Source organism: Prauserella salsuginis, assembly GCF_024648885.1.
GTDB lineage: Bacteria > Actinomycetota > Actinomycetes > Mycobacteriales > Pseudonocardiaceae > Prauserella > Prauserella salsuginis.
On the sequence record NZ_JANBBF010000010.1, the window covers coordinates 740503 to 759156 of the forward strand.

The window sequence follows — 18654 nt, forward strand, 5'->3', positions numbered from 1 at the left end:
CGGCAATGTCCGTGGCAGAAGGCGACGTTGGCACATTGCACGCGCGGCCGACCAGCGGCCAAACCGGTGCACTGCGAGGTGTGGGCTTCACACTCCGCGAGGTGCCATCCCTCGCACGAACGAGGGACCCGACGTTCGGAGCACCGATGCCTGCGCCGGCAGGTGCAATGGGACACTCTGCGCGTGGCCGGCCGATTGCAGTTGATTTACACCGACGACGTCGGGGACGAACGGCTCGACGAGTTCCGCGACCTCACGACCGCCGACCGCAGACCCGACCGCCCCGGCGGGCGCGGGCTCGTCATCGCGGAGGGCACCGTCGTCGTGCGCCGGCTCGCGGACTCGCCGTACCCGGTGCGGGCGCTGCTCGGCGTGCAGCGGCGGGTCGACGAACTGGCAGGCGACCTGGCCGACCTCGACGTGCCCGCCTACGTCACGCCGGCCGACGTGATGGCGGACGTCGTCGGCTTCCACCTCAACCGCGGCGTGCTCGCCACGGCGGACCGTGCTCCGCAGCCGTCGGTGGCCGACCTCGTCGGTGGTGGCGCCAGGGTGATCGCCGTCCTCGAAGGCGTCGGCGATCACGAGAACCTCGGTGCGCTGTTCCGGAACGCGGCCGCGCTCGGCGTCGATGGCGTGCTCCTCGGGCCGGGCTGCTCCGATCCGCTGTACCGCCGCAGCGTGCGCGTGTCGATGGGCCACGTGCTGCGCGTGCCGTTCGCCGTGGCGAGCGGACCCGCCGAGTGGAAGGCTGCGCTGGAGACCGTGCGGGAAGCGGGATTCCGGCTGGCCGCGTTGACGCCGCGGCCGGGGTCCGTCCCGCTGTGGGAGGCAGCGGGCGACGAGAAGGTGGCGCTAATGCTGGGTTCGGAGGGACACGGGCTCTCCGACGAGGCCATGGCTGCGGCCGACGTCGCCGTGTCGGTTCCCATGGCTGACGGGGTCGACTCGCTCAACGTCGCGACGACCGGTGCGGTGGCGTTCTACGAGCTCACCGTGCGCAGAGAGGGGGTCGTCGCGGATGCACGGCGCTGAACTCGAACTCGATGTGGACGGCGATCGTGCCGTGCTCGTCGGCACCGGGGGCAGGACGGCCGATCCCGCGGCGTTCTCGCTCGGCGGTGAGCTGACCGACGCGCTGCACGAGTGGGCACGGGTCTCGGCCGTGGTGGGCGCGGGTGCCGGCCGTGCCGCCGGTCCCGGCGGTACGGGCGCCGTGGACGCGCGCGAAGGGGAGGCGGTCGTCGCGCACCGGGGCAGGCAGCTCGCCGGCCGTGTCGCCGCCGCACTCGGCGTCTCGGTGAGCTACCGCGACCCCGTGGCCGGCCGGACGTTCGTGGCCGTGCCGCCCGCCGAGGAAGCCGGCGGCGAGGCGGAACCGCCCAGTCCCGGAGCACCTGGCGGGCGCCAGGTGCACGGCCGGTTCGACGCCCTCGCCGAGTGGTGGCGGGTGCAGGCCGCCCAGAACCCCGGTCCGGTGCCCTGGGGTACCGGAGTGCTGGTCGGTGCGTTCTTCGCCGTCGTGATGATCGTGGCGATGCTCGCGCTGGCCGGCGCACTGGCGTCGGCGACGCACGGGCTGGTGGCGATCGTCGCCGCGCTCGTGGTGAGTGCGGGGCTCGCACCGTCGCTGTGGCTCGGCAGGCGGGTCCCGGTGGTGCGCTGGATCGTGGGCGGTGTCGCGGCCGGCATCGCGCTCTCGTGGATCGGTGTGCTCGTCATCGTGCTCTGACGGCTTGCGCCACCGCCGACCTCGTGTGATGACTAACACATTTCACTCGTTCGAGAACGGACATTCGCACCAGTGTGGACAGTGCGCAGCCGCAGGTCAGTGGCCCGATGCGCCGTCACATCACGGTTCACGAGTCGATAACGACCAGGTCGGAGTCTTGCCGAGGGGGTCGAGCACGGGTATCGCGCCGGTCGGCGCAAGCGGCCGTTCGGGGGACCGGTACTTTACGGCCCATGGCTTCGTCGAATCCTCAAGACGTGTGCAACGTCGTCGTCACCGGTGGTAGTGGCTTCATCGGACGCGCGGTCGTCGCGAAGTTCCGCGAGCGCGGCGCGCGGGTCACGGTCATCGACAGGGAACCCTCGCCGTACCCCGACGACGAGGGCGTCGTGCACGTCCAGGGCGACCTGAAGGACGCCGAGGTGCGTGAGCAGGCGATCCGGCCCGGCGTCGACGGCATCGTCCACCTGGCCGCGATCACGTCGGTGCTGAAGTCGGTCGAGATGCCGGCCGAGACGTACGCCGAGAACGTCGGGATCACCCACGAGCTGCTCGAGCTCGCCCGGATCCACGAGGTGCCGCGATTCATCCTGGCCTCGACGAACGCCGTGGTCGGCGACGTCGGCACGGCCACGATCAACCCGGACCTGCCCCTCGCGCCGCTCACGCCGTACGGCGCGACGAAGGCGGCCTGCGAGATGCTCATGTCGGGCTATGCGGGCGCATACGGCGTCAAGACCACGGCGCTGCGGTTCACGAACGTCTACGGCCCCGGCATGTCGCACAAGGACAGCTTCATCCCGCGCCTGATGCGCGCCGCGCTGACTGGTGAGGGCGTGAAGGTCTACGGCGACGGCCAGCAGAAGCGCGACCTCGTCTTCCTCGACGACATCGTTTCCGGCATCACCGGTGCGTGGGACACGCAGTACGTCGGACGTGCGATCCTCGGTGGCGGCAAGTCGGTGTCGGTGCTGGACATGATCGACGGCGTGCGCGCGGTGACGGGCGCCGAGCTCCCGGTCGAGCACGTGCCGGCTCCCGGCGGTGAGATGCCGGCCGTGATCGTCGACATCTCGGGTAGCGCCGACACGATCGGGTACACCCCGTCGTACGACCTCAAGGCCGGGCTCGCCGCGACCTGGGAGTACTTCCAGAAGGCCGCTGCAGCCACGGGCTGAGCCGCCGCCGCTGAGCCGACCGACGAGAGAGATCGCCGAGTGTCCACCTTTCTCCGCCGTCACTGGCTGCTGCTGTTGCTGCTGGCCGGCGGCGTTGCCCTGCGGGTCGTGACGTGGCTGGCGTACCAGCCCGCACTGCTGTACATCGATACGTTCCGCTACCTGGGCAACCTGGAAGAGCTCCGGCCGACGGACCTCAACCCGCTCGGATACACGGTCGTACTCAAGTTCCTGCTGGAGTTCGGCGGGTTCGCCTGGGCACAGGCGGCCCAGCACATCATCGGGATCCTGCTCGCGCTCGTGCTGTACCGGCTGGCCATGCGCTACACCGAGCGGGGGTGGCTCTCGGCGATCGTGGCCGCGCCGGTGCTGCTGGACGCCTACCAGCTGCAGATCGAAGCGAATCTCATGTCCGAGATCGTCTTCCAGGCGCTGCTGGTGGGCATGCTGTGGGCGCTGCTCTCCCGCGGGGAACTGACGTGGAAGCGCGCCGCGGTGGCCGGTGCGCTGCTCGCGGCCGCGGTGCTCACCCGGACGATCGGCCTCGTCGTCGCGGTCCCGTTCGTGCTGTTCCTGCTGCTCGCATTCGGTGGGCTGAAGGCGTGGAAGACCCGTGCCGGCCGCAGGCACGTGGCCGGCAGGACGGTCGCGGGCCTGGCCGGAGTGGCGCTCGTGCTCCTCGGCTACATGTCGTACTACGCGACCTACGCGGGTCACTTCGGGCTGACCGGGGCGACGAACAACGTGCTGTACGGCCGTACGGCCACCTTCGCCGACTGCAGTCAGCTGCCGGACGACGAGGGGCTGCGGCTGATGTGCCCCGAGGAGCCGCTCGGCCAGCGCCAATCGGTCGACTTCTACACGCACTTCCAGTACGGCTCTGCGGATTGGCCGGCCGAGCCGCTGCCGGACGAGCGGGACAAGGCGACCCTGGCGAAGCAGTTCTCCTACGCGGTGATCCTGAACCAGCCGCTCGACCTGCTCGGCGAAGTGCTCTACGACTTCGGCAAGAACTTCGTCCCGGTGAAGGAGACGTTCCACAACGACGTCCCCGCCGAACGATGGCATTTCCAGTCGCACTATCCGTACCACGATGTGGGGACGGAGACGCCTCAGGTGTACCAGGCGTGGACACTCGCTTATGATGACGAGTTGCCCCACGCCGATCGGGCGCTCGCGTCCTTTATGCGTGATTATCAACAGAACGGCGGTTACACCTGGGGGCCACTGCTCGCAGTGTTCCTGCTGTTGGGCATCCTTGGTGTCGTCGGAGTAGGAAAGGCACGCAGATCACCACTTCGGTCTGGTGCTTTTCTCGCCACCGGCAGCGCGCTCATCATCCTGGCGGGTTCAGCCGCGTTCGAGTTCTCCTGGAGGTATCAGTTGCCTGCGCTCGTCCTGCTGCCGATCGGCGGCGTGTTGGGTCTGGCCGCGATGTTCGGAATGGGGAAGAAGCCCGCTGGGGGCGGCCGTCGTCCCAAGATGGACGACTACCCCGACGACGTCGACACCGCGGCCGTATCCGAGTTCCGCAGCCGCTACGGCGAAGCACCGCTGAGCCCCCTCGTGGTGGTCATCGCGGCCTTCAACGAGGCCAAGGGCATCACCCCGGTGCTGCAGAACATGCCCACCCACTGCGGGGACATCCCGGTCTCGACGCTCGTCGTCGTCGACGGCGCGACCGACGGCACCGCCGAGATCGCCAGGGAGGCCGGTGCGTACGTCTGTGAGGCCCCGAAGAACCGCGGTCAGGGTGGTGCGCTGCGGCTCGGCTACCATCTCGCCAACGAGTGCGGAGCCGACTGGGTCGTCACGACCGACGCCGACGGTCAGTACGACAACAACGAACTTCCGATGCTGATGAAGCCGCTGCTCGACGGCACCGCCGACTTCGTGACGGGCTCGCGCCGTCTCGGTTCCGGCAAGTACGACAGCAGCGTCCGCTGGCTGGGCGTGCGTGTGTTCGCGTGGCTGGCATCGCTGCTGACGATGCAGAAGATCACCGACACGTCGTTCGGCTTCCGCGCCATGCCCGCGGACCTCGCGGCGTCGGTGACGCTGCGCGAGCCGCAGTACCAGGCGTCCGAGCTGCTGCTGGGTGTCATGGCGAAGGGTGCGCGGGTGCTCGAGGTGCCGATGACCATGGAGCTTCGCAACAACGGTGCCAGCAAGAAGGGCGGCAGCATCAAGTACGGCGCGAACTACTCGCGGGTGATGCTCGGGACGTGGCTGCGCGAGTACGTCTTCCGCGGCGGCAAGCGCAGGCCCTACGCGGGCAGGTCGGCACCGGAGCCGGGCGAGCGTAATCCGGCCTGAGAGGCCTGCTGAGGCCACGACAGCTACGAAGGCCCCTGGGACCCGTCGACGGGTCCCAGGGGCCTTTCACTGTCTTCTGGGCGGTGCTTCTCCGTGCGGCCGTCCAGAAGCGGGCTGCGGTGTCGTCGGGCTGTCGGACTTGCTGTGCCGCCGGACCGCGCCGCCGGAATGTGGTGCCGGACTGTGCCGTGGGACCGCGCCGCCGGGCTGCTGTCCGTGCCGTCCCGGAGCCGACGCGGATCCGAGCGGGCACGCCGCCGCGTCGTCTGGACCAGGTCGAAAATGTCGCATCATGCAGAAAACCGGATAAATGCACTGCAGAAGTCCGGAAATATGCATTGACGACCGGAGTGCGGCAGTCGTTGCGAAGTGGAAGGCCGGCGGCGAATTGTCCACATTTTCCGCGATGTGTCGGCCGCGGCGAATTACGCCGCTGATCATTTTTCGTTACCCCGGAACAACCCGTACGGGCGAGGCGGCAGCACGAGGGCCCGGTCACCGGGTGCGGTGACCGGGCCCTCGGGTGCTCGGGTTTCCGGTGAGGCCTCGGCCGCGGGCGAGGATCGCGCGGCGGGACCCTCGGGTGCTCGAAGCCGGCTCAGGCGACCTGTGTCTGCACCTCGGCAGACTTGGCCTTTCCTGCTGCTTTCGGGGCGTCGAGCTTGCTGTAGACGAAGCGGTCGAGCAGCGTGAACTTGATGAGAAAGACCAGCGCATAGCTGCTCAGGAACGCCACGTCGAGCACGATGATGCGCACGAAGCCTTCGATCCGGAGCGGCTCGGTGATCCAGCCCGCGATCGTCGTGAGCGTCATCGAGGCGATAGCGCCGAGGCCGATCACGAACAGATAGGGCAGCAGCTCACGCTTGAAGTCGGGCTTGCCCTTGCGGTTCCACGCCCAGCGGCGTGCGACGAAGTAGTTGGGGACAGCCCCCGCCACGAACGCTACTGCGCTCGCGGCCGTCGGGTTGACGCTCATCGTGAGCAGCACGATCAGCGTCACCTGGCTCATGCCGGTGGCCAGGCCCGAACTCATCAACGCGCGGACCAGTCGTGCGAAGAACTTCGGCTGGCCCGGGCGATGATCCGGGTCGTCGGCCGATTCTCGCTGGTCGGCGGCGTTTTGCCCTGCGGAAACGTTCGTCACATCCCCCATTGTGCCAACCGCCTTTCTCGTTCGTGCGGCGACATCCCTATTCTTTCCCCGTGGGTTGAGATCAGCCCGTTACTAAGACAGTGTGAACCGGCTAGTTCGGGCGCAGAGCCGGGCCGCGTGGCTCAGGCGACAGGAGGAACAAAAAACATGCGAGTACTGGTTCTTGGCGGCGACGGCTTCTGCGGATGGCCGACCTCCCTGCACCTGTCCGCGCAGGGGCACGAGGTCGCCATTGTCGACAACCTCTCGCGGAGGAAGATCGACATCGAGCTCGAAGCCGAGTCGCTGACGCCGATCCGGCCGATGAGTGAGCGCCTGCAGGCCTGGAAAGAGGCGACGGGCAAGGACATCGCGTTCCACAACCTCGACGTCTCGCAGAACTACCAGCGTCTCCTGGACCTGCTCCTCGAGTTCCGTCCGGACGCGATCGTGCACTTCGCCGAGCAGCGTGCCGCGCCGTACTCGATGAAGAGCAGCTGGCACAAGCGCTACACGGTCGACAACAACCTGGGTGCGACGAACAACGTGCTGGCCGCCGTGGTCGAGAGCGGCCTCGACATCCACATCGCGCACCTCGGCACGATGGGTGTCTACGGCTACGGCACGGCCGGGATGAAGATCCCGGAGGGCTACCTCAAGGTCAAGGTCGAAGTCGGCGACGGCGACCTGGTCGACCAGGAGATCCTGTACCCGGCCAACCCGGGCAGCATCTACCACATGACCAAGACGCAGGATCAGCTGCTGTTCTACTTCTACAACAAGAACGACAAGATCCGGGTCACCGACCTGCACCAGGGCATCGTCTGGGGCACGCAGACCAAGGACACGCAGCTGGACGAGCGTCTGATCAACCGCTTCGACTACGACGGTGACTACGGCACGGTGCTCAACCGGTTCCTGATGCAGGCCGGCGTCGGCTACCCGCTGACCGTCCACGGCACGGGCGGCCAGACGCGCGCGTTCATTCACATCCAGGACACGGTCAAGTGCATCGAGCTGGCGATCTCGAACCCGCCCGAGAAGGGTGAGCGGGTTCAGATCCTGAACCAGATGACCGAGACCCACCGCGTCCGCGACCTGGCGCAGATGATCGCCGGCAAGACCGGTGCGGCGATCGAGAACGTCGAGAACCCGCGTAACGAGGCCGACGAGAACGACCTCCACGTGGCCAACGACCGCTTCCTGCACCTCGGCCTCAACCCGATCACCCTCAACGAGGGCCTGATGGAAGAGGTCACCGACATCACGAAGAAGTACGCCGAGCGCTGCGACACCTCGCGTATCCCGTGCGTGTCCACCTGGACCGGCGACAAGTCGGACCACGTCGGCACGCCGAAGAGCGTCTGACGCGTTCAGCAGGTTCCGATACGCCGAAGGGCGGCCCACGATCCGGTGGGCCGCCCTTCGTGTGTCGAAGCCGGGGTGTCGGAGCCGGTGTGTCGAAGCCGGGGTGCAGATCGTGAAGTGCCCCGAAGGGCATCTTCGGGGCACTTCACCCGCCAGCCCGACCACCACCCCTCACGGGGAGGCTGACGCGTGGCTGTTTCGATGCCAAAGGTGGCCTTCGGGGCACCGAGTCGGACGTGCGTGGTTTCGGTGGAAGATTCAGCCGCGTTGGCTGCGGACGCCCAGCAGGACGTCCTCCCAGGCGGGAACCGGGGTGTGGCCGCCCCGGCGCTTCGGCCTCGGTTTGCCGGGGCCCGTGCCCGGGTCGGCGTCGGAGCCGGCGGCCGCCCGGCCCGCTGCGGGGGCCGCGCGGTCCGGTTCGTCGGTCCCAGGGGCTTCGCCCCCGATCCGGTCGCCGTCCGGTTCGGGCTCCTGCGCTGTCGGCTGCTCGACGGGCAGCGGTGCCTCGATGACGTTGCTCGCGGTGTCGGTCTGCTCGTCGGGCTCGTCGAACTCGGGGCAGTCGAACAGCACGGGTTCGAGTTCCTCCGCGGCGACCTCTGGCTGCTCCTGTGTTGCGGCACGCTCGGTGAGGTCGGTGACGGCGCGTGGCGTGCGGAACGACGTCGGGTCGAGCAGCGAGGCGGCCAGGTCGTCCATCGCGGTCACGGTGCCGCCGTGCATGCCGGGGCTGAACGTCCAGTGGGCGCGGTTGGACGAACGGCCCGCCGACCAGCGCAGGCAGACGACCCACTTGCCGTCGTCCCCGCGCCAGGCGTCCCATTCGGCCTGGGAGAAGTCGTGTCCGCGCACGCCGAACGCGTGGGCCACCACCTCCGCGAGGGTCTGCACGTCCGGACCGTCGTCGCGCACGGGGTGCGCCTGCTGCGCGAGGTCGGCGTGGCGAGAGCGTTCGAGCAGCACGGGGTAGGCGAACCGCTCGACGCGGTCGGTGGGCACGCCCGAGGCGGTCGCGACCTGCTCGACGGTTTCGCCCGCGCGGATCCGGGCTTGGATTTCGCGGGGTCGCATCTGGGCCTCCAGCTCGATCTCGATCTGGCCGAGGCGGGTGATGTCACCGCGGGCGGCGGCGCGCAGCCGCTCGTCCGCGGGCAGGACGAACCGCTCACGGCGCTCGGGGTCCTCGCACACGATGGACTCGCCGTCCTCGTGTAACCCGACCACCCGTAGCGTTCGCATTCCCGCCTCCCATGCGCGTTCACGTTCCTCGTCGGTCACGTTAGAGCGGCGCGTCGCCTTGACGACGCAGGCGCGCCGAGTCACGACGAGATCACGCCGAAGCCGGACCGGTGCGCAGCGAAAAGTCGACATGTGCGATTGTCGCCCGGTCGGACGAACGAGATCGGGACGACACGTACGACAAGGACGATCAGAACAACCAGAACAACGGGACGCCGGTGCTGTCGACCCGAGCCGGCTGCTGGGGGAAGAAACGGATACGCGATATGAGTGAGACAGGGTTCAGCCGGCGCCGGTTCTTCAGGGGTGCGGGCGTCGCGGGCACCGTCGCAGTGGTGCCTCTGGTCAGCGGCTACGTGGGTTATCGGATTCCGCAGGCGAAACCCGAGCCCGAGGTGCTGCCTCCGCCGAAGGCCGAGGAGGCGCACAGCTTCTACTCGCGACCCGATCTGCGCCCGCCGAAGGTCAAGATGTCGGACGCCGACCCGGACACCGCGCCGCAGGCCAGCCCTCGTCACCTGTTGCTCGGGGTGAAGGACTACCAGGGTGAAGGCGCTGGTCAGGCGGGCATGCTCATCGTCAACCGCCGCGGAGAGCCCGTGTGGTTCGCCGTGCGCGACGGCGACGACGAGAAGCCGATGGACTTTCGGATGCAGACCTACCGGGGTGAGCCGGTCCTGACGACCTGGCAGGGCGTCGCGCCCATCGGGTTCGGCAAGGGCAAGTGCATCATCTTCGACCAGGCGTACCGGCAGATCGCCAAGGTCAACACGGGCGGCGGCGTCGCCGAATCGGATCTGCACGAGTTCCTCATCACCGACAGCGACACGGCGCTGATCATGGCCTACAACCCGGTGCAGCGGGACCTGAGCGCCATCGGCGGGCCGTCGGACGGCTGGGTGTCGGACGGGGTGATTCAGGAGATCGACATCGAGACCGGTGAGGTGCTGTTCGACTGGCGCAGCCTCGACCACGTCGACCTGACCGAGTCGCAGCTCCCGGTCGAGGGCCAGGGCACGAAGGAGCATCCGTACGACTACATCCACCTGAACTCGATCGGGCTGGACGACGACGGCGACCTGCTCGTCTCGGCGCGCAACACGTGGGCGATCTACAAGATCGCCAAGTCCGACGGCTCGCTGCGCTGGACGCTCGGTGGCAAGAACACCGACTTCCGCCTCGGCGAGGGGGTCGAGTTCTACTGGCAGCACGACGCGCGCAGGCAGCCCGACGGCACGCTGTCGCTGTTCGACAACGCCGCCTCCCCACCGCAGGCCAACCGCTCGCGCGGGCTGGTCCTCTCGCTCGACGAGGACGCGATGACGGCGACCGTCGACCGCGAGTACACGCACCCGGCGGGCCTGCTCTGCGACAACCAGGGCAACCTGCAGCTCCTCGAGGACGGCCGCGCGATCGTCGGCTGGGGGTGTCAGCCCTTCACCTCGGAGTTCGACGCCGACGGCGAATGGCTCACCGACTGGCGGACGCCGGAGTTCGTGCAGAGCTACCGGGCCTACCTGGCCGACTGGGTCGGCAGGCCGGACGACGAACCCGCGGTGGCGGTGCGGAAGAACGCGGCGCGCGGGGTGCTGGTCTACGCGAGCTGGAACGGTGCGACCGAGGTGAAGCGCTGGCGGGTTCTGGCGGGCAGGCGGGCGAACGACCTGTCCGAGGTCGTGACGGTGCCGCGAGGCGGGTTCGAGACGGCGATCTCGTGCGACGCCGACGGTCCGTTCTTCGCCGTGGCCGCCCTGGACAAGCAGGGCAACGAACTGGGCAGGTCCGAACCGGTCCGCGGCCGCTGAGCCGCGACAGGGAGCGCCCCCAGGGGCACTTTGGTTGCGTTCAGTGCAACCAAAGTGCCCCTGGGGGCGTGCGGAACTGGGCCTACTTGCCCAGCCGCTCCACGACGTACTCGATGCACTTGGTCAGCGCCGTGACGTCGTCCGGCTCGATCGCCGGGAACATGCCGACCCGCAGCTGGTTGCGGCCCAGCTTGCGGTACGGCTCGGTGTCGACCACGCCGTTGGCGCGCAGCGCCGTCGCGATGGCGGCGGCGTCGATGTCGTCGTCGAAGTCGATCGTGCCAACGACCTGCGAACGCAGCGACGGGTCCGACACGTACGGCCTGGTGTAGGAGTTCTGCTCGGCCCACTCGTAGAGGCGGCTCGAGGAGTCCTTCGTCCGAGCGGTCGTCCAGTCGAGGCCGCCGCCGGCGTTCATCCAGTCGATCTGGTCGGCCAGCGTCAGCAGTGTCGCAACGGCGGGCGTGTTGTACGTCTGATCCTTGCGGGAGTTGTCCAGCGCGGTCTGCAGCGACAGGAACTCCGGGACCCAGCGGTCGCTCGCGCCGATCTCCTCGACACGCTGCACCGCCTTGGGCGACATGAGCGCGATCCACAGCCCGCCGTCGGAGGCGAAGCACTTCTGCGGTGCGAAGTAGTAGACGTCGAAGTCCTCGGCCTTCACCGGCAGGCCGCCCGCGCCGGACGTGGCGTCGATGGCCACCAGCGCGTCGTCACTGCCGGCGGGACGCTTCACCGGCACGGCGACACCGGTCGAGGTCTCGTTGTGCGCCCAGCCCACGAGGTCGCAGCCCGCCTGGTAGGAGATCTCCGGGGCGCTGCCCGGCTCACCCTCCACGATGACGGACTTGTCCAGGAACGGAGCGTTGTCCGTGACCTTCGCGAACTTCGACGAGAACTCGCCGTAGGTGAAGTGCTGGGCCCGCTCCCTTACCAGGCCGAACGCGGCCGCGTCCCAGAACGCCGTCGTCCCGCCGTTGCCGAGCACCACCTCGTAGCCGTCGGGGAGGCCGAACAGCTGGGTCAGGCCGGAACGGACGCGGCCGACGAGGGACTTCACCGGCTTCTGGCGGTGCGACGTGCCGAGCACGTTCGCCCCCTCCTTGGCGAGGTTGGCCAGCTGCTCCGGCCGGACCTTGGAGGGGCCGCACCCGAAGCGGCCGTCGGAGGGCTTGAGTTCTGCAGGGATCGTCAAGTCAGCGGCTTCGGTCATGTCGGCAGTGTTTCACGCTCGCCAACCCTCCGGGTCCACTCCGCCGGGTACCGGGGCCTTCGGATCGTAGGGAGTGCGGGTGAAAACAAAGGTCGCAAGGTCGAGGTACGTCGGTGTGCCATCGCTCACTCGACCCACGGTGAGGGTCTCCCCGGCGTAGTAACCGTCCAGTCCGAGCCACCGGTCGTCGCCGATCGGGCGGAAGCGCGAGGCCCGCCCCGCACCGTCCGCGGGCGTCAGGTTCAGCCAGCCCTCCGGCATCGCGTACAGGTGGTACGGCTTGGGTCCCCAGTGCCACAGTCCGGTGAGCTCGAGCAGGCCAGGTTCGACGGGCGACGGCGTCCACTCGGCGGGCAGCGGGGGCTCGTGGTCGTCGGCGATGGAGATCAGGTCGGCGGTCAGGCCCGCGATCCCCACTCCCGACGTGGTGTTGGCGAACGTCACCGCGCCCGTCTGCGTCGCCGGGTCGATCAGCGTGCACGCGAGAAAGCCCGGCATCGACCCGGTGTGCCCCGCGAGGCGTTTGCCGCCCGCCTGGATCAGCTGGAAACCGAGGCCGTAGCCGGCCGTCCACGCGCCTGCGGAGTCGTCGACCGTGGCGGCCTCGCGCATCTCGGCGACCGTGTCGGGGCTGAGCACGTCGCCGGTGCGGCCGCCGGTGAACGCCGTCCAGCGCGCCAGGTCGTCGAGCGTCGACCAGAGCTGTCCCGCGGGAGCCATCGCGCCCGCGTCGTGGGCCGGTTCGGGCAGCAGAACGTCGGCGAACGGGTGAACTGCGTAGCCCGTCGCCGTGGTCAGGCCGTGCTCACCGGGCATGGGCGTGGTGTGCAGCATGCCCAGCGGTTCGAGGATCTCGGTGCGCACGACGTCGAGCCAGTCCGCGCCGCGGAGCGCCGCGACGAGCCGGCCGAGCACGCCGTAGCCGACGTTGGAGTAGTGGAACCGGCGGCCGGGGCGGTGTTTCGTCTCGCCCGCCGTGAGGCTCGCCGACAGGTCGGTCCAGCTGCCGCCGGCGCTGCGTTCCCACCACGCCCCCGGCGACTCCGAGGTCAGGCCGCTCGTGTGCGACAGCAGCTGGGCGATCGTCGAGCCGCCGAAGGTCGTACCCGGAACGTGCTTGTCCAGCGGGTCGCTCAGGTCGAGCAGACCTTCGTCGCGCAGGCGCATCACGGCCGCGCCGACGATCGACTTGGTGATGGAGCCGATGCGGTACTGCGTCGTCCGGTCGGGGCGGACACCGTCGACGCTGCCCCGTCCACCCCACCAGGTGATCTCGCCGTCGCGTATCACCGCGGCGGCCAGGGACGGCGCGCGGCCCGCGACCTGCTCGGTGGCGATACGGCGGTTCAGCACGAGTTCGGTGGTAGGCAGCATGCCGAGATCGTAGACAGCCCGTGTTGCCGGTGGCGTGCGTGCCGGTCGCTCCCGCCGCCGGCCCTCAAGGGCACGCTGGCGCGTGGCTGTGTTGACCGCGTGCGTCACGAACGGCACTGGCCGGGGTTCCGCGGCGGGCTAGGGTGCTCGGCATGGCGACGCAGCGGGTGCGGGTTGACGACGGGGTCGAGCTTGCGGTGCACGTGTCGGAACCGCCGGGCTCCCCGGTGGCCGTGAGGTCCGCGGGGCCTGCGAACTCCGCGGGGCCTGTGAACTCCGCGGGGCCTGCGAACTCCGCGGGGCCTGCGAACTCCCCGGTGGCCGTGAGGTCCGTGGGTGACGCGGATGGCGGGAACGCCGCTCCGGTGCCCACGGTCGTGTGCGTCCACGGCTATCCGGACAACTCCTCGCTCTGGGACGGTGTGGTCGCGGAGCTGGCCGGCCGGTTCCGCGTCGTGACCTACGACGTCCGCGGTGCGGGCGCTTCGGACCGTCCCCGCAGTCGGGACGCCTACCTGCTCGACCGGCTCGCTGCGGATCTGGCCGCCGTCGTCGACGCCGTGAGCCCGGACGGCCCCGTTCACCTGCTCGCCCACGACTGGGGCGCGATCCAGACCTGGCACGCGGTGACCGGTTCGTGGCTGCGCGGCCGGGTCCGCTCGTTCACGTCGATCTCCGGCCCCTGCCTCGATCACGCCGGTCATTGGTTCCGGGACGGCCTCCGCAGGCCGCCGGTCTGGCGTGATCTCGTCCGGCAGGCGCTGCACTCGACCTACATCGGGTTCTTCCAGCTGCCGGTCGTGCCCGAGCTGGCGATCCGCAGCGGTCTGCTGGCCCGCGTGCTGCGCAGCGCCGATCCGGAAGAGCCCGCACCCGTCACCGGCGACGCGGTCGCCGGGCTGAACCTGTACCGCGCGAACATGCTGCGCAGGCTCGGCGGCCCGGGTGAGCGCCGAGCCGACGTCCCGGTGCAGGTCGTCGCTCCGACCGGGGACGCCTATGTCACGGCGCCGTTGCAGTCGGCGGTCGAACGCTGGGCCGCCGATCTGCGGGTGCGGCGGGTATCGGGTGGGCACTGGGTCGCACGGGCGCAGCCGCGGCGGATCGCGCGGGCCGCCGCCGAGCTGATCGATCACGTCGAGGGTTTCGGTGAGGCGAGGTCGCTGCGCCGGAGCCGCGTCAATCCCCGTCCCGCAGGCAGGTTCGCGGGCCATCTCGTCCTGGTGACGGGCGCCGCGAGCGGGATCGGAAGGGCGACGGCGCTGGCCTTCGCCGCCGAGGGTGCCGACATCGTGCTCGCCGACATCGCGCCGCTGACGGCGGTCGCCGACGAGGTGCGCGCCCGGGGCGGTGAGGCGTTCGCCTACTCCGTCGACGTCTCCGGCGCCGAGGCGATGGCGGAGTTCGCCGCGTCGGTCGTGGCCGAGGTCGGCGTGCCGGACGTGGTGGTCAACAACGCGGGCGTCGGGGTCGCCGGGCCGGTGCTGGACACGTCGGTCGCCGACTGGTCCCACGTCATCGACGTCAACCTCTGGGGTGTGATCCACGGCAACAGGCTGTTCGGCAGGCTGCTGGCCGAACGGGGCGAGGGCGGTCACATCGTGAACGTGGCGTCGATGGCGGCGCGGGTGCCGAACGCGGTGCTGCCCGCGTACTCGACGACCAAGGCGGCGGTGCTGCACCTGACCGAGTGCGTGCGCGCGGAGCTGGCAGGCCACGGAGTCGGGGCGAGTGCGGTGTGTCCCGGGATCGTGCGGACGTCGATCGCGGCCACCACACGGTTCGCCGGTGTCGACGCGGCGGAGCAGGCCGGTCGGCGGATGCGGTCGGACCGGATGTTCGCGCGCCGGAACTTCGCTCCCGAGAAGGTCGCGGCCGACATCCTGCGCGCCGTCGAACGGGATCGGCCGGTGGTGGCGCCGACGGCGGAGGCGAAGGTCGCGGGTGCGCTGGCCAGGTTCACGCCCGGACTGCTGCGCGCGGCCGCCCGGCGACCGCCGGCATAACGCACCGTAACGGACTTTCCGTACGGCGAACGACATCTCAGGTACGCGTTCCGAACCGGAAATACCGGACACGCTGCGGAGATGTGAAGGTTCACCGACGAAAGTAGCCCGGCACCCGGGGGATTTCATGGTTACGATACGTGCACTTGTGTTCGCGATGCCCCTGTAGATGTCCCCTGTAGGAGTGATCGATGAGTGGCTACGACGTCGATCCCGAGGAGCTGCGTGGCGCGGCGCGGTCGATCGACACCGCGGTGGGCAAGGCCGACGACCTGAAACTCGAGGACATCGTCGGCGACAAGAAGGCCTTCGGTGACGACGCCGTCGCGACGGCCCTCACGGAGTTCTGCACGACGTGGCAGCTCGCCGCCGGTGTGCTGCAGGACAGCGCCCGTGAGGCAGGGCAGTCGCTCGACGGCGCCGCAACCGGATACGAGCAGGCCGACGAACAGAACACGATGGGATCGGCACCCGGCCCAGGGCCGCAGGTGCCGCCGATGTGACCGGAAGCGGGCGACATGGCTGAACTGGGGTCGACCGAGGACCCGAAGGAACTCATCCCCGGCGACGCGGAGACCATCACGGGTGCCGCGAACACGCTGCGCGCCCGGGCGAAGAAGTTCTCGGAAGTGGCTTCGGGCCTCGGCAACGTGCGGATCGAGAACTGGTACGGCGCGGCGAGCAACCAGTTCTGGGACACCTTCACCGCGGAGAAGCCGAAGTGGGAGAAGGGTGCGTCGGCGCTGAGGTCGACCGCCACGACGCTCGACGGTCACGCGCAGACCGTCTCGTGGGCCCAGTCGCAGGCGGCGGAGGCGATCGCCAAGTACAAGGAGGGGCAGCGGGCCACGGCGACCGCGCAGCAGAACTACACCGACCAACACGGCGTATCGCCCAACGCTCCCGGCGCACCGGCTACGGCAGGTTCGTTCACCGACCCCGGTGAGGCCAAACGCCAGGAGGCGCAGGAGATCCTCGACCGCGCCCGCAAGCAGTTGCAGACCGTCGGCGGCGAGAACGCGAACGCGATCAGGAAGCAGGGCGGGCATTCGCCCGACGCGCCGGGCTGGCTGACCGGCCCCGCGGACTTCGCCTCGACGTCGCCGCAGATCAAGGGCAACGTCAACACCGACTCGATGGCGTCGAAGACGCTCATGGACCAGGCCCGGGAGGACGGCGGCCGCTGGAACGACCGGTTCGACCGGTACCAGCAGCACGGTCACCAGTTCGACACGCCGGAGCGCCGTGGCCCGAACGTCGACGTGACCGTGGCCCAGTCGACGGCCTCGTACGACCTGGTGAAGGCGCAGGCGTCCGGTGCGACCCAGCTCGGGGACGCCACCGCGTCGGGCTCGGCGAGCGCGAAGATCGGCGCGGATGCCAGCGCCGCGGGTGGCTTCACCCGCGACGGCCTCAAGGGAACGGTCAAGGCGTCGGCCGGTGCGACGGCGGAGGCCAAGGGGCAGGTCAACTACGGCGCCGCGGAGGTGGGCGGCTCCGGCAAGGCGTTCGCGGGTGCCGAGGCGCAGGGCACCGCCGAGCTGGGCGCCGACGGTCTGAAGGCGGGCGCCAACGCGTTCGCCGGTGCGCGCGCCGAAGGCGAGGTCCACGCCGACGTCGGCGGTGTCGGTGCCGGTGCGAAGGGCGAGGCCTGGGCGGGTATCGGCGCCGAGGCCGACGTGCAGGTCGGTATGGACGACGGCAAGTTCGTCGTCGGCGGCGAGGTTGGTGCCGCGCTCGGCGTGGGTGGCAAGCTGGGCGGCGAGATCACCGTCGACCCGGGCAAGATCACCGACACGGCGCAGGACGCCGGTGCGGCCGTCGGCGACTTCGCCGGGGGCGTGGGCGACAAGGCCCGCGACATCGGCGGGACGCTGAACCCGTTCGACTAGCTGTACGCCGAACCCGCGGCCACGCGCTGCGTGAGAAGGAGAACGAATGGCCACGCAACTTCCGGTGCCGCTGGAGCTGGAGCTTCCGGAAGGGTGGACGTCGGCGCCGCCGGACGAGGTCGACGCACCGGGTGCGGCGTTCGTCGCACTGCACCTGCCGTCGGCCGACGGCTTCACGGCCAACATCACGGTGTCCGGCAGCATGCGTTCCGGGGACGACGTTCTCGAGGAGACGGCCGACGAGTCACTCGAACGACTCGGCAGCGCGACGGCAGGCGCGGCGGAGCTGCGGCAGCGGCAGGGCCTCGGGTCGGCGGACGCACCGGGTCTGATGCAGCTGGTCGACCTCACCACGACGATCGACAATCAGCCGCTGAAGCTCATCCAGTTCCAGGTGTATCTGCTGCTTCGGGACGTGTCGGACCCGGAGAAGCAGGTGGTCGTGGAGGTCATGCTCACCTGCAAGGAGTCGCAGTTCGACACGGTCCTGCCGGATTTCCAGACGTTCGTGTCGAACATCAGCCCCGCCTGACCGCGGCGCGCCGCCGGACTCCGCTCACCCTCGCGCGTGTTCTGCGCTCAGTACGCCGTGTTCTGCGTTCCGGACGCCGAGTTCTGCGCAGTACGCCGTGTTCTGCAGTCTCCTGCGGCGCGCGAGAGGGCGGTGCGGGCTCAGCTGACCGTGGGCCTGCCGACGTCGGCCGGCAGCAGGCCGGCGAGTGCTGTCAGGTACGCCAGCACCGAGTCCACATCGGACTGTCCGAACGGGCCTTTCTGCTCGTACCACGTCAGCAGTAGATCGCCTTCGAACCGCAACGGCAGTCCGCGGGCGTTGACGGCGGTGCGCAGCGCCGGATTCAGCACCGTCTGGGCGAAATCCTCGTCGCCGCGGGGTCGGACGTCCTTCTTCGTCGGGGTGATCTGCAGGGTCGGCACCTCACGTGCGAGCCGCAGGGTGAACACGCGGTAGTAGCGCGAGTACGTCTTCCGCTCGCCGACGGTCATGGGTGTGGGCGTGTAGGCCAGGCACGTGAACTCGCGGCCCTCGGTCACGCCGTGGATCAGATCCCGGCTGATGCGGCCCCGCGCCGTCTGGGTGAACGGAAACCCGGTGAACCGGTCGGCGTAGCCGGTCTCCTCGGCCCGGTACGTCCAGCCGCGCTGCTGGGCGAGCTCGGCCAGCTCGGGGCCGGAATCGTGGCGGTACTTCTCGTCCCGCCTGCGGTTGCGCAGCATCAACGCGACCGCCGCCGCCACGATCGCGGCGAACACGACGACGAACAGGATCGGCGCGAGAACATCCATGCCGGCTCCAACACCTCGGGTAGTGGTCACCGTGCACCCTGCCATCCACCGGATCGGGCGCGGATGACCGCGCCGTGCGTACGGTGCTGAT

The 18654-nt window shown here is 69.5% G+C and carries 15 protein-coding genes; 10 read left to right on the plus strand and 5 right to left on the minus strand.

The window, feature by feature from the left end; translation table 11 throughout:
- The first annotated feature begins 183 nt into the window (after positions 1 to 183).
- The 4 genes from LY40_RS14590 to LY40_RS14605 all read left to right on the plus strand — a co-directional run bounded on the left by LY40_RS14590 (position 184) and on the right by LY40_RS14605 (position 5226).
- Positions 184 to 1035, plus strand: coding sequence for a TrmH family RNA methyltransferase (locus LY40_RS14590; RefSeq protein ID WP_258937154.1), 852 nt, complete (start codon positions 184 to 186; stop codon positions 1033 to 1035).
- The gene (locus tag LY40_RS14595) at positions 1022 to 1732 is read left to right on the plus strand and encodes a DUF2537 domain-containing protein (RefSeq protein ID WP_258937155.1); all 711 of its coding nucleotides are present in this window, start codon (positions 1022 to 1024) and stop codon (positions 1730 to 1732) included. Before LY40_RS14590 ends, LY40_RS14595 begins: the two co-directional genes overlap by 14 nt.
- Before the next feature lie 233 nt (positions 1733 to 1965).
- Entirely contained in the window at positions 1966 to 2910 is a 945-nt protein-coding gene (locus tag LY40_RS14600; RefSeq protein WP_183782714.1) for an NAD-dependent epimerase/dehydratase family protein, read from the plus strand.
- Between the two features lie 39 nt (positions 2911 to 2949).
- Positions 2950 to 5226, plus strand: coding sequence for a glycosyltransferase family 2 protein (locus LY40_RS14605; RefSeq protein ID WP_183782716.1), 2277 nt, complete (start codon positions 2950 to 2952; stop codon positions 5224 to 5226).
- Between the two features lie 598 nt (positions 5227 to 5824).
- Here LY40_RS14605 and LY40_RS14610 read toward each other — a convergent pair.
- Positions 5825 to 6382 (minus strand): GtrA family protein, encoded by a 558-nt coding sequence (locus LY40_RS14610; protein WP_183782718.1) that lies wholly within the window; start codon positions 6380 to 6382, stop codon positions 5825 to 5827.
- A gap of 147 nt (positions 6383 to 6529) precedes the next feature.
- Here LY40_RS14610 and LY40_RS14615 point away from each other — a divergent pair, with 147 nt between their 5' ends.
- Entirely contained in the window at positions 6530 to 7729 is a 1200-nt protein-coding gene (locus tag LY40_RS14615) for an NAD-dependent epimerase/dehydratase family protein (protein ID WP_183782720.1), read from the plus strand.
- Positions 7730 to 7987: 258 nt separating this feature from the next.
- Here the strand turns inward: LY40_RS14615 and sepH are convergent, their stop codons facing one another.
- Positions 7988 to 8968, minus strand: a complete 981-nt coding sequence (gene sepH / locus LY40_RS14620) for a septation protein SepH (protein WP_183782722.1) — start codon at positions 8966 to 8968, stop codon at positions 7988 to 7990.
- Positions 8969 to 9234: 266 nt separating this feature from the next.
- On the opposite strand from sepH, the gene LY40_RS14625 reads away from it, so the two are divergent.
- Positions 9235 to 10773 carry an arylsulfotransferase family protein gene (locus LY40_RS14625; protein WP_258937156.1) on the plus strand — a complete coding sequence of 513 codons (1539 nt, stop codon included), beginning with the start codon at positions 9235 to 9237 and terminating at the stop codon, positions 10771 to 10773.
- An 82-nt stretch (positions 10774 to 10855) separates the two neighbouring features.
- Here LY40_RS14625 and serC read toward each other — a convergent pair whose 3' ends face one another.
- Together serC and LY40_RS14635 are read right to left on the minus strand one after the other, a co-directional pair.
- Positions 10856 to 11986 (minus strand): phosphoserine transaminase, encoded by a 1131-nt coding sequence (serC, locus tag LY40_RS14630; RefSeq protein ID WP_183782726.1) that lies wholly within the window; start codon positions 11984 to 11986, stop codon positions 10856 to 10858.
- A gap of 12 nt (positions 11987 to 11998) precedes the next feature.
- Positions 11999 to 13360, minus strand: coding sequence for a serine hydrolase domain-containing protein (locus tag LY40_RS14635; RefSeq protein ID WP_183782728.1), 1362 nt, complete (start codon positions 13358 to 13360; stop codon positions 11999 to 12001).
- A gap of 332 nt (positions 13361 to 13692) precedes the next feature.
- On the opposite strand from LY40_RS14635, the gene LY40_RS14640 reads away from it, so the two are divergent.
- The 4 genes from LY40_RS14640 (at position 13693) to LY40_RS14655 (ending at position 17790) form a co-directional block, all read left to right on the plus strand.
- The gene (locus tag LY40_RS14640; RefSeq protein WP_258937157.1) at positions 13693 to 15366 is read left to right on the plus strand and encodes an SDR family oxidoreductase; all 1674 of its coding nucleotides are present in this window, start codon (positions 13693 to 13695) and stop codon (positions 15364 to 15366) included.
- Between the two features lie 191 nt (positions 15367 to 15557).
- Positions 15558 to 15869, plus strand: coding sequence for a WXG100 family type VII secretion target (locus tag LY40_RS14645; RefSeq protein WP_183782732.1), 312 nt, complete (start codon positions 15558 to 15560; stop codon positions 15867 to 15869).
- Positions 15870 to 15884: 15 nt separating this feature from the next.
- Positions 15885 to 17258 carry a putative T7SS-secreted protein gene (locus tag LY40_RS14650; RefSeq protein ID WP_183782734.1) on the plus strand — a complete coding sequence of 458 codons (1374 nt, stop codon included), beginning with the start codon at positions 15885 to 15887 and terminating at the stop codon, positions 17256 to 17258.
- A 46-nt stretch (positions 17259 to 17304) separates the two neighbouring features.
- Positions 17305 to 17790, plus strand: coding sequence for a hypothetical protein (locus LY40_RS14655; protein ID WP_183782736.1), 486 nt, complete (start codon positions 17305 to 17307; stop codon positions 17788 to 17790).
- A 140-nt stretch (positions 17791 to 17930) separates the two neighbouring features.
- Here LY40_RS14655 and LY40_RS14660 read toward each other — a convergent pair whose 3' ends face one another.
- On the minus strand, positions 17931 to 18563 hold the full coding sequence (locus LY40_RS14660) for a hypothetical protein (protein WP_258937158.1): 633 nt from the start codon (positions 18561 to 18563) through the stop codon (positions 17931 to 17933).
- Between the last annotated feature and the right edge of the window lie 91 nt (positions 18564 to 18654).